Genomic DNA, 12816 nt, shown 5'->3' with positions numbered 1-12816 from the left:
CTTAATGCACCATAATAAAGTGCTTTGGATCAGTTACTAGAAGAGTCCACCCAACTAAACAAAAATTTTGCATTTTGTTTAATCCACCTTCTTTAATAAATATTGCAGTGTATATATAAGACGTTGTTTGTAGTTTTACACTCAGCTTTGAGAGTGATCGGATGCAATTTAGTTAACAATACAAACATATTACTTTAACTGGAGAGGTTTCAGGAACTAAGCACTAAGCATGACAAATTCGTTATTCTGTTCATGTTAAGACAAAATTACTCATGATTAATTGCTGATGTCATCCTTAATTGATTCTGTTAATCCCTGGTTGGTGGCAGTAGTATTAAACACAATTCTATTGGGTTTAGCTTGGATTGCCCCGAAAAAGCTACTTACGCCTGCTGGATCATTTCATGCGTGGTTTCTGGCCATCCTAATTTGGGTAACTCTAGGCTGGCAAGGATATACAGTAGTAATGTTCTATTTTCTGGTTGGTTCTGGTGTTACCCGCATCGGTATGGCGCAGAAAGAGGCTGAAGGAATTGCCGAAAAGCGTTCTGGGGCAAGGGGCCCGGAGAATGTCTGGGGTTCAGCTTTGACCGGGGCGCTGTGTGCCTTGGGAGTAGGGATAATAAATTCGGGATTTTTTGTATCTAGTTCCCAATACTTCGACTTCGCTCAGTACAAGTTTCTAGTTCCCAATACTTCGGCTGCGCTCAGTACAAGTCTCCAGTCTCTATTATTACTAGGCTACGTAGCAAGTTTCAGTACTAAACTAGCTGACACTACTGCAAGTGAAGTTGGTAAAGCGTATGGCAAAAGCACCTTTCTAATTACCACACTCAAACCTGTGCCTCGCGGTACAGAAGGAGCGGTCAGCTTGGAGGGGACTTTAGCTGGTATTGTGGCTTCTGTAGCGATCGCATTTGTTGGTTGGGGAGTTGGTTTAATCGATCTATTAGGAGTCGCTTGGTGTGTACTGGCAGCATTTATTGCCACTAACTTAGAAAGTGTGATTGGGGCAACACTGCAATCTAAGTATACCTGGCTGACCAATGAAGTAGTAAATATTTTTAATACATTAATCGGTGCGATCGCGGCTGTGCTACTTTCCTGGACATGGATAAATATCATTAAGTAGATCGAGCATTGGGAATTGGGAATTGGGCATTAGGTAAAACGAAACGGTTCCTCTTGTGCGAGTTCTGAATAAAGAAGTGAGATTCTCCACTCAGCACTAAGAAAGGTCTAAACGCCCCGCTACTGCTAACAGCACTCAATACCCAATACTCATGAGGGACAGTGGTAGGAAATAAGCAATCTGCTTTACTACTGCACTACCTCTGAAATTTTCAATCCTGTTTTGTCCCCGCTAGACTGTAAACATAATCATGGAAAATTATTATATTGAGTAGCTATATAATTTTTTGACCGTTTAGATGTAATTAGTTCATGGAATCTTTATCATTGTTATTCATCAACGACCAGATGATCTCTATATGATTTAATTTAAAAGTCCTATAAGTGTTTAACCATTTTCACATAATTAATTCATGGAATCTTTATCATTTTTGACAATTAATGACCAAATAATTTCTATTGAGGAAGCTGTAAAGTACCTGCAAGCCTCTGGAAAATTGGGGCAGTTCATTGGGGATATTCTCCGCCAGCACGTAATTGAGCAAGAAATCCGAACACGAGACGATATTGAAATTGGTACAGCAATAACCGAACAGTCCATTATTGACTTTAGACTGAAAAATCAACTGACTGACCCCCAAAGTTTTCAAGAATGGTTAAAAACCAATAACACAGATTACGCCGCATTTCACACATCAGTTACTTTTGGTTACAAGTTAGAAAAGCTGAAAGCTGTAGTCACGGAACCAAAAATCCAAGAATATTTTATTGAACGCAAAATCTTTTTGGATCGGGTGGTACTTTCTCGGATAGTTGTTAATAATCGAGAATTGGCAGACGAACTACAAACCCAAATTGAAGAAGGAGGTAGTTTTGAGCAACTAGCTAAAGAGTATTCACTTTCAGATGACCGAATTGTGAACGGCATGATGGGAATAGTCAGCCGAGGAAGTATGCCGGATATATTACGGGCAGCTATTGATGTGGCAAGTCCTGGACAATTAATAGGACCAATAGAAATCGTTGGCAAAGACTCTCCCCAAGGAGAAGGACCTTATGGTTTGTTTCGAGTAGAACAATTTCTGCCAGCGTCTTTAGAAGATACTCAACTTAAGCAAGCACTACAAAATGAGTTATTTGAGAAATGGCTAGCAGAGAAAATTCAAAAACTGACAGTCAAGCTACAAGTGAGTTAAAAATTCTGGATAATGAATCTTTACGATTAAAAGTGCTAGCTTCTTTGCCTTGGAATCAGCCGCCGCTATGCTGGCTGACTCCCGAACAACAATCCCAATTGGAAAATGAGTGTCAAACTCGTCAGTATCGTTTGGGAGAAAAAATTTGGTCTAACGATGTGGGTCGTTACCAATTCTTAATTGTGGCTGGAAAAGTTCGCTTACGAGAAGAGGGAGTTGGCAAACCTTTGGCAGCCCTAGAAGTGGGGGATTGGTTTGGTGATTTACAAAAGTTGTCTGCGGATTTTAAAGCTGTAGCTGCTAGCAAAGAAGTAGTAGTAGTGTGTTGGGATACAGCCCTGTGGACAGAATTTTCTAACCCACAAATTCAGGAATTTTGGCAAGTCTTACCAGTGGATATGGAGGGAGAAAGAGAGACATTTTCCTTCTCTTCCACTCCTTCAGTAAGATCAGTCTCAGATGGAACTTCCAGCCCTCACAGCCTCCAACCCCAAAAACGACTCCCAGCCGCGAATTTAATCATCTCAAATTATCCATTTGTTGCTAGCTGGAACACTGCGGCTGCTTGTTTAACAATGGTGGCGCAACAGCTAGAAAACTCTGTGCAACTGGAATGGGTGCAACGTCAACTCAGAGGACAACGCCCAAAACAGGTTGTGGAAGCAGGAGAAAAGTTAGGGTTAGTGTTGCGGCGGTTACAAGTGAGTTGGGGTGAGTTGCGACAACTGTCATTTCCAGCTTTACTATTGTGGAATTCTGACTCACCCCAGAGTCCATCCTGGGTGGTAGCTTATGGAGTTAAGGGCGATCGCTTAATTATCGCTAACCCTCTAAATCCCGATCGCATTTGTGAAAGCTTACCGCAATCCATAGTTGAGGCATCGTGGGATGGACGATTGTGGCAAGTAGAACTGATATCTAAACAAGAAACATTTAATCTCAGTTGGTTTACCCCAGCAGTTTGGAAGTATAAGGGATTACTAACAGAAGTATTATTAGCATCTTTTACCTTGCAGCTTTTGGGGTTAACAACACCACTAATTACGCAAGTAGTTATTGATAAAGTGATGGTGCAGGGGAGTTTGCCGACTCTTGATGTTATGGCGATCGCACTTCTTTGTGTAGCCATATTTGAGTCCGTACTTGGCATTCTGCGCCTATTCATCTTTACCCATACAGCCCGTCGTCTGGATTTAAGTTTATCAGCACAGCTATTTCGCCATCTGATGCGCCTGCCTTTGGCTTATTTTGAGTCGCGGCGCGTCGGAGACACAGTAGCACGAGTCCAGGAACTCGAACAAATTCGTCAGTTTCTCACGGGTACAGCATTAACTGTGATTCTGGATAGCATCTTTGCTGTGGTGTACCTAGCATTGATGTTTTACTACAACGTCCCACTCACCTTTGTGGCTTTAGCAGTACTGCCACTGTTTGCAACTTTGACGATAGTTGCAACACCAATTCTGCGTAACTGGCTCAACGAAACTTTTAACCGGAGTGCCGATAGTCAATCCTTTCTAGTAGAGACAATCACGGGGATTCATTCCGTTAAAGCCCATGCAGCAGAACCAGTAGCCCGCGATCGCTGGGAAGGCTTATTTGCTCGCTTCATCCGCACAGGTTTTAAAGCCTCTACCACCTCCAATATCAGCAGCAACATTGGTGACTTCCTCACCAATTTTTCCACCATGCTGATTCTCTGGTTTGGAGCCAAATTAGTCATTGAACAAAAGCTCACAATTGGACAACTAGTTGCCTTTCAAATGCTATCTGGCAGAGTCACGGGTCCACTTTTGCGTTTAGTACAGTTATGGCAAACCCTCCAACAAGTGCTACTTTCTGTAGATCGCATTGGTGATATTCTCAACGTCTCCCCAGAAGCTGAACTAGGAACTGGTCTAGTGTTACCACCTCTGAAAGGACAAGTCACCTTCGAGCAAGTATTTTTCCGCTACCGACCGAACTTTGAAGCAATTCTGCGGGGAATCTCTTTCAATGCTGAACCAGGGCAATTTGTTGGCATTGTCGGACGTAGCGGTTCTGGTAAAAGTACCTTGTCTAAACTATTGCAACGCCTCTATCAAATTGAATCAGGACGCATCCTCATTGATGGTTTTGATATAAAAAGTGCCGATTTAGCCTCACTGCGGCAACAAGTTAGTGTAGTTCTCCAAGAAGACTTTTTATTCAACGGTTCCATTTTGGAAAATATCACTCTCGGTACTCCCGACATTACCGCAGAACAAGTGGTAGAGGCGGCAAGACTAGCAGTAGCACACGACTTCATCAGTCAATTACCCTACGGTTACGAAACCAATGTGGGTGAACGCGGTACAGCTTTATCTGGCGGACAAAGACAACGTATTGCCCTTGCAAGGTTATTTCTTTCCCAAGCGCCGATTTTAGTTTTGGATGAAGCTACCAGTGCTTTGGATAGTGAAACCGAACAACAAGTACTACAAAACCTGCAAAAAGTTTCCGCTAACCGCACTGTGTTTCTGATTGCTCACCGCTTTGCCCCTCTCAAACGCGCTGATTTGATTTTGGTATTAGAACAAGGCGTGATTGCCGAACGTGGTACTCACTCAGAGTTATTACAACAAAAGGGTTTGTATTGGTCACTATATCAACGGCAGCAAGCAAACATTTAGTAGCTTTAACAAGCTGTTAACTTGTGCTTATTTGATTCCTGAAAAGCAGCTTAAATATAGTCTTTGGCGAATGGAGTTATACTTCATTCGCCTTTTAAATTGCTTAAGTATGCAGAAAACTGTAATCTTACTTGCTAATTACGTAATTTTATAGTTAAGTGTATTTGTAGCACCTGTCTTACAAAGAAATATTTTCCGGCTCATTCCCTTATATATCAAGGATTTGAGTACTTTTCTTGGTGCAAATTTACTTGAATATACGAGGTGAAACTACTAATGTTTTTTACCAAAGACTCTAACTCTATTAATGAAAATTCTGGTATAAAAGCCAGCCTTCTATCATCAAAAAAATCTAATAGTTTTGATAATCAGAATAATGACTCTAGCTTCAGTCTGAGTGGTGTAAATAGTTTTAGATCGAGCGATCGCAGTAGTTATACTTCTACGGAAATCGACGCTTTCGGAGGTAAAAACAATTATGCCAAGAAGAGTAGTCTAAGCAACGGAAATTCTACTCAAGCGATCGCTGCTGCTGCTATTCAGCCAGACCTGATAGCACGTACCGTTTCAACTCCCAGTTATGCCGCAGGTGGCAGTACCATTCAACTGAGCTATGAAATTGAAAACCAAGGCAATGCCAGTGCTGGTTATAGCTATACCAAGTTTTATTTGTCTCAGGATCTCTCTTTAGGGAGTGAAGATATATTTTTAGGCGATGACTATGTTGATAACATCCTATCTGGTTACTATCGGTCAGAGTCAACCACACTCACCGTCGGCAATAGCGTCGCCGCAGGTAGCTATTATTTGGTGTATCAAGCCGATGGCTATAACTATGTTGCCGAAAGCAACGAAAACAACAACGCTGTTGCTAACGTAATTAATATTACTAAACCAGACCTGATAGTACAAAATACCTCAAATCCCAGTTCGGCGGCGGCTGGAAGTAGCATTCAACTAAACTATCAAATCAAAAACCAAGGCAATGCCAGTGCTGTTGCTAGTAACACCAAATTTTACCTCTCCCAAGATTTAAATATCGGAAACGAAGATGTGTACTTGGGCTATGACTACGTTAGCGGCATTGCTGCGGGTAGTTATAGTTCCGAGTCAACCACACTCAGTCTTAGCAGTAACATCACTGCTGGGAATTATTACTTAGCATACATCGCCGATGGTGATGGGAATGTTGCTGAAAGCAATGAAACTAACAACGGTATTGCCGGAGTAATCACCATTACTCCAACTCAAAAATCAGATTTGATAGTTCAAAATACCCCAGCCCCTAGTACAGCATCAGTTGGTAGCACTATTCAACTAAGCTATCAGGTCAAAAATCAAGGCGTTGGTGGTGCTGTTGCAACTACCACCAAGTTTTATATATCCAAAGATACCGCTTTTAGTAATGACGATGTATTGTTAGGCTCAGATGGCGTTAACACTATTGCCGCAGGTGCTACTAGCTCAGAGACTGCATCGCTGATCATTAACAATGCGATCGCTACAGGTAACTATTACTTGCTCTATCAAGCTGACGGCGCAGGAAATGCAGTTGAGAGCAATGAAACCAATAACTTTGCTAGCAAAGCGATCGCCATTACCCAAGCAGACTTAATAATACAAAACGCTGTAGCTCCCAGTACAACAGCCGTTGGTAGTACCATTCAACTGAGCTATCAGGTGAAAAACCAAGGTGTTGGTGGTGCTGTTGCAACTACCACCAAGTTTTATATATCCAAGGATAATGCTTTTAGTAATGATGATGTGTTGCTCGGCTCAGATGCCGTTAACGCCATTGCCGCAGGTGCTACTAGCTCAGAGACAGCATCGCTGATCATCAACAATGCGATCGCCGCAGGTAACTATTATTTGTTGTATAAAGCCGATGCTAATGGCAATGTTGGCGAAAGTAACGAAACTAATAATATTGTCAGCAAAGCGATCGCTATTAATGGCCCTAAACCAGACCTGGTAATACAAAATATTTCGGCTCCTAGTCTTATTAACCCCGGTAGCTTAATCACTGTCAATTATCAACTAGTCAATCAAGGTACTGCCAGTGCTGGTTCTAGTACAACGAAGTTTTATCTTTCTAAAGATGCGACCTTGAGCAGCGATGACACATACTTAAGCTATTCCCGAAGCTACTTATACTCTGGATTGGGCGCTAGTAAATATAGTTCAGAGTCTTACTCTTTAATACTCAGCAGTAATATGACTTTTGGAAATTACTACCTGCTATTACAAGCCGATGGCAATGGCGAGATTTTTGAAAGTAATGAAAACAACAACGTTACGGCCAAAGCAATTACGATTGCGGCACCAGACTTATTAATACAAAATCCTTCGGCTCCCGCTAGCGCCAACATTGGTACAACAATCCAACTAAGCTATCAGGTGAAAAATCAAGGTAATGGTAAAGCTGGTGTTAACACCACACGCTTTTATCTTTCTAAAGATACCAGCCTCAGTAGTGAGGACATTTCAGTCGGTTCGGATATTATCGGTATCTCTGACATTGCTCCCTCTGCTGTAATTTCCGAGTCTGCATCCCTATACCTTTCCAGCACTATCACTCCCGGTAGTTACTATTTCCTATACCAAGCTGATGGTTTTGGGTCATTGAGAGAAAGCAATGAAAATAACAACATCGTTGCCAAAGCGATCGCAATTACTGCACCAGATTTGGTCATCCAAAATGCTACATCTGCTAGTAGTGCTGCTATTGGTACTACACTCCTAGTTAATTATCAACTTAAAAACCAAGGTAATGGCAGTGCTGGAGGGAGTAAGACAAGTTTTTATCTTTCACGAGATACAACATTTGGTAACGATGATGATATCAGCTTAGGTACAGAAATTGAGGGTAGTTCTACTCTGACACCTTCTGCCGTTACTTCTCGCTCCACATCTATTACCCTTGCTCCTACTATTAGTGCTGGTAAATACTACCTGATATTTAAAGCCGATGGGCGAGGAAATGTCATTGAAAGCAACGAAGGTAACAACAGCGTTTACATCACCACACCAATTACCTTAAATCCTGTCAATGGTGGCGCATTTAACTCAACTACTGGCTATGGCTTAATTAATGCCGCAGCCGCAGTAGCGAAAGCTTTAGGTCAGAGTACGTTTGCTGATGTCCCTAACTTGGGTGGTGATAATTGGGGAGCCGATGCAATTAAAGCACCGGAAGTTTGGGCAAAGGGATACACTGGTCAAGGTGTGATCGTCGCTGTGATAGATAGTGGAGTAGATTACAATCACTCAGATTTGAGCGCTAATATCTGGAAGAATACCAAGGAAATCGCTGGCAACGGCAAAGATGATGATGGCAATGGTTACATTGATGATGTCAACGGCTGGAACTTCGTCAGCAACAACAATAATCCATTAGACGATAACGGTCATGGTACTCATGTTGCTGGCACTATTGCTGGGGTGAAAAATAACTTCGGTGTCACTGGTATTGCCTATAATGCCAAGATTATGCCGATGAAAGTTATGAATAGCAATGGTCAAGGAACTAATAGTGCGATCGCAAATGGTATTCGTTATGCAGTCAATAACGGAGCTAATGTCATTAACCTCAGCTTAGGTGGTTCTCCAAGTAGTGAGATACAGTCAGCTATTCAATATGCTGCCAGCAAAGGAGCAATTACCGTTATGGCAGCAGGTAATGATGGTAAATCAGAACCGGATTATCCCGCCCGCTATGCTACCCAGTGGGGACTTGCGGTTGGAGCAGTATTCTACGATCGGACACTTACCGACTTCTCTCACCGTAGTGGAACAACTCCACTCGCTTATGTTACAGCTCCCGGAGCATACTTTGAAGGTGATGCGGATCTAGGAATTGGTATTTATTCAACACTTCCGGGTAACAAGTATGGTTTTCAAAGGGGAACGTCTATGGCGACTCCTCACGTTGCTGGGGTAATAGCTTTGATGCTCAGTGCTAAGAAAGGTTTAACTGATGCCCAAGTGCGTCAGATTGTCACAACGACAGCAGCAAATAGTTTGGCATAGAAAAATCCCTTAAGTGTAGTTTATCAAAGGTAAAATGCAATTTCTATAAGCGGCAGAATGAGCAGCAAATGCCACTCATTCTGCCGCTTTTTTTATAATTAAGCGTATTCTAAATAGCTCTTCAAAAAAAGCATGATTCTCATAATATTTTTTTGGTAATAGAATTAGCATTTTATTATTAAATTTCATAGTAATTATTAGTAATACGGCTTATTCACATGTTAGAAATTTTGTTTAACAAAAATTCTAATGATTTTAGCTGTTAAAAAGCATTTCTATTTTTGAGAAAAAACAATTATGCTCAATGATAATACTAATAACAATTTATTTTCTACTAATAAAAGCTTAAATTTTAATTCAATCTCTTCATTAGATACATTTAATACTAAGAATGACATCAGCCTCAATCTAAGTGGACGTAGTAGCTACAACTCAGCCAATTCTCATGTGCAGTTACTAAATAATAGTAACTACAAAAATAGCAGTAATGCTACTACTCATACTTTTACCACGCAAAGTTATAACTCTACCAATGGCTATGGCTTAATTAATGCAGCAGCAGCAGTGGCTAAAGCTACTAATCAGAATACCTTCGCTGATGTTCCCGATCTTGGTGGTAATAATTGGGGAGCAGACTTTGTTAAAGCACCAGAAGTTTGGGCACAAGGATACACAGGTAAAGGCGTTGTTGTCGCTGTTATAGATACTGGGGTTGACTATAACCACGAGGATTTAAAAAATAATATCTGGACGAATACTAAGGAAATTGCAGGTAACGGTATAGATGATGATGGCAATGGCTATATTGATGATAATTACGGCTGGAACTTTGCGGATAAAAACAACAACACGCTAGATAACAATGGTCACGGTACTCATGTTTCTGGCACGATCGCAGGAGAAAATAATAACTACGGTGTCACTGGTATTGCATACAATGCCAAGATTATGCCTGTCAAAGTTTTAAATGAGTCTGGCTCTGGTTCCTATAGCTCGATATCTAAGGGTATTCGCTACGCTGTGGATAATGGAGCTAATGTGATTAACCTCAGTTTAGGAGGCACATCTTCCAATCGGACTCTGGAGTCAGCCATTAACTATGCCAGTAGCAAAGGAGTGATTGTTGTCATGGCAGCAGGTAATGATGGTGAATCAGAACCAGACTATCCCGCCCGCTATGCCTCCAAATCGGGAATTGCTGTTGGGGCAGTAGACAAAAATAATAATATGGCTGATTTTTCTAACCGCTCTGGAACAAATCAAATCTCTTATGTCACAGCTCCAGGAGTCAAGGTTTATTCATCAGTTCCGAATAATCAGTATGCCACTTATAGCGGCACATCTATGGCTGCTCCCCATGTGGCTGGTGTAGTTGCCCTGATGCTTAGTGCTAACCCCAGCCTGACTGATGCCCAAGTACGTCAGATTGTGGCAGAAACATCAGAAAACAGCACACAAAGTACAAACTCTAGTTTAAATATTTCTAATGTTAATTCTCTGGCAAAGCAACTGATGTCTACGACGGGCTACGCAGACACAGCAACAAATAGTTCACAAATTACAACCTCTAGTTTAAATATTTCTAATGTCAGTTCTCTGGCAAAGCAAGTGATGTCTGGCGACAACCTGCTACATATCGATGCACAAACCAAAAATTATCTCACACCAGAGACTATTGCTAGTTTTAATAATTCCGATGTCACTTCTCTAATCGGTCAGACTATTACAAAAACAGCAAAATATCTCACACCAGACAATATTACTAATCTTAACAATTCTGATGTCGCTTCTCTAATCGGTCAGACTATTACAGAAACGGCAAAATATCTCACACCAGAGACTATTGCTAGTTTGAATAATTCCGATGTCGGTTCTCTAATTGGTCAGACTGTTACAGAAACAGCAAAATATCTCACACCAGAGACTATTGCTAGTTTGAATAATTCTAGTGTCGGTTCTCTGATTGGTCAGACTATTATAGGGATGAATACGGATAGCAATGATGATAATAAAAATGAGAATAATCTTGATTTTTGGAAACTACTAGAGGGAATGCAAAAACAAATAGAACAGTATAAAAAATTCTTAGGTATCGCCTAAAAATTATAGCGATTTGTAGTTCAGTCAAATACTGTTCGGTTAGAAAATAAGCCAAACTGCTTGTCTGTTACAAATGAATTTAGGGGTTTAGCATTGCTAAACCCTTACGTTTTAGGTGTGGTTTGTGGAATGCGTAGGCATTACTTTTGAAATAGCTATAAGAACAAGAGAGGCTATCAATCTACCTAACAGAAAATGCTTCATTGAACCGCCGCGTTACAGGCTCAGTAATAAATGTCAAAATTGACTTTTTACGAGTGACAATTTCACCTGTAGCAGACATCCCTGGTGTAAATTCTACCTCTTGACCACGTACATTAACTGAATGTTTATTTAGCTTAATTCTTGTAGGAAAAACTAAGCCCAATTCTTTATCAATAATTGCATTTGGACTGACTTGCATAACTTCGCCCTCCACAATCCCAAATTCCTGGAAGGGGAAAGTCGCCATTTTCACTTTTGCCTTCATTCCTTGACGAATAAACCCAATATCCCGGTTAAGAACTTTCACCTCTAGAAGCATTTCTTCCCCTTCTGGCAAAATTGACAGCAATTCTTCACCAGATTGGACTGGCCCCTTGGTGGCTTTGACTCTGTAAATCGTACCTGCTACGGGAGCCTCAATCGTTTCTAAAGCTTGCTGCTTCCTCGCCTGTTCTAATTGACCTTGAACAGTTGTCAGTTCTTCTTTACGTTTGTTGAACTGTGTCAATATTTCACTTTGGCGTTCTGATGCGATGCGCTGGGCCTGACTGCGGGCAGCGTTGTAAGCTTGTTCTGCTTGGCGAATTTCTTGGGCTTGGGCAGCAATATCTTTTTCTAATGATGTGACTTTATCTTGAGCCTCTGTTATTCTATTCTGGGCGTTAGTCACTTCATCTTGCGATCTGGTAATTTCTGTCTTTGCACGAGTCAATCTTTCTTGAGCATCCAAGTAATCGACACGAGGTACAGCACCAGTAGTAATTAGGGTGCGTAAGCTTTTTTCCCTTTCTTGTGCAAGTGCCAAATTACTTTCAATTTTAATTCGGATGCTGTCTGCGTTGGCAAGGTTGGTTTTGGCATTAGCAAAGCTGCTTTTGGCATTAGCTAAGTTCTCTTGCAATCGAGTCAACCGGACTTTGGCTTGATTGATGAGTGCTATTTGGCGATTTGCTTCTGCTTCTGCTCCTGCTTGACGTGCTTGGTAGTCTTGCAAGCGGGAATTTAAAAGTTCATCTTGTAGTTTTGTCCCAGTTGTTTTGCCTCCAATACGTTCTGCATCCAAACGTTGCAAATCGTCTTGAATCAATCTAGTTGATTTGGCTAGGCGGGAAACATCAGTTATTTGTAAGTCAGGGTCTTTTTGAATCAGAATTTGACCTTTGGTGACGCGATCGCCTTCTTGAACTTTCACACCGACGATTGACCCCCCACCCAAGGATGTCACTGGCCTAACCTGTGTAGAAGCAATTAATTCTCCTGGTGCTGTTGCTACTTCATCTATTTGCGAGAAGTACGCCCAAGCGATCGCTCCAAATACAATTGCGCTCATCGTTCCCGCTAATAATCTCGTGTACAGGGGTGGTAATTCCTGTACCGCCTTCCCCAATTCATAAGTGAGTTGTTCCTCTGGTTGGGCGAATCGCTCTTTTGTCTGACGTGCTTGAGCAGCATTTACCATATATTCTTATCCTTTGTTATTTGTCATTAGTCATTTGTCATTTGTT

The 12816-nt window shown here is 41.4% G+C and carries 6 protein-coding genes; 5 read left to right on the top strand and 1 reads right to left on the bottom strand.

The annotated features are described in order from the left end of the window. Window positions 1-286 precede the first annotated feature (286 nt). The 5 genes from IQ274_RS09875 to IQ274_RS09855 all read left to right on the top strand — a co-directional run bounded on the left by IQ274_RS09875 (window position 287) and on the right by IQ274_RS09855 (window position 11107). Window positions 287-1132 (top strand): DUF92 domain-containing protein, encoded by an 846-nt coding sequence (locus IQ274_RS09875; protein WP_194142130.1) that lies wholly within the window; start codon window positions 287-289, stop codon window positions 1130-1132. Window positions 1133-1544: 412 nt separating this feature from the next. Then, window positions 1545-2327, top strand: coding sequence for a peptidylprolyl isomerase (locus IQ274_RS09870; RefSeq protein WP_163927729.1), 783 nt, complete (start codon window positions 1545-1547; stop codon window positions 2325-2327). Further along, the gene (locus tag IQ274_RS09865; protein ID WP_194142129.1) at window positions 2276-4978 is read left to right on the top strand and encodes a type I secretion system permease/ATPase; all 2703 of its coding nucleotides are present in this window, start codon (window positions 2276-2278) and stop codon (window positions 4976-4978) included. The genes IQ274_RS09870 and IQ274_RS09865 overlap by 52 nt, the downstream gene beginning before the upstream one ends. A 276-nt stretch (window positions 4979-5254) precedes the next feature. Then, entirely contained in the window at window positions 5255-9007 is a 3753-nt protein-coding gene (locus IQ274_RS09860) for a CARDB domain-containing protein (RefSeq protein WP_228058126.1), read from the top strand. A 297-nt stretch (window positions 9008-9304) separates the two neighbouring features. Next, window positions 9305-11107 (top strand): S8 family peptidase, encoded by a 1803-nt coding sequence (locus IQ274_RS09855; RefSeq protein WP_194142128.1) that lies wholly within the window; start codon window positions 9305-9307, stop codon window positions 11105-11107. Between the two features lie 181 nt (window positions 11108-11288). Here the strand turns inward: IQ274_RS09855 and IQ274_RS09850 are convergent, their stop codons facing one another. After that, window positions 11289-12770 carry an HlyD family efflux transporter periplasmic adaptor subunit gene (locus IQ274_RS09850; protein ID WP_194142127.1) on the bottom strand — a complete coding sequence of 494 codons (1482 nt, stop codon included), beginning with the start codon at window positions 12768-12770 and terminating at the stop codon, window positions 11289-11291. Window positions 12771-12816: the final 46 nt, after the last annotated feature.

Source organism: Nostoc sp. LEGE 12447, from assembly GCF_015206985.1.
Taxonomy (GTDB): Bacteria; Cyanobacteriota; Cyanobacteriia; order Cyanobacteriales; family Nostocaceae; genus Nostoc.
The sequence above is the reverse complement of the archived record's forward strand: the minus strand, read 5'-3'. Positions and strand labels throughout refer to the sequence as shown.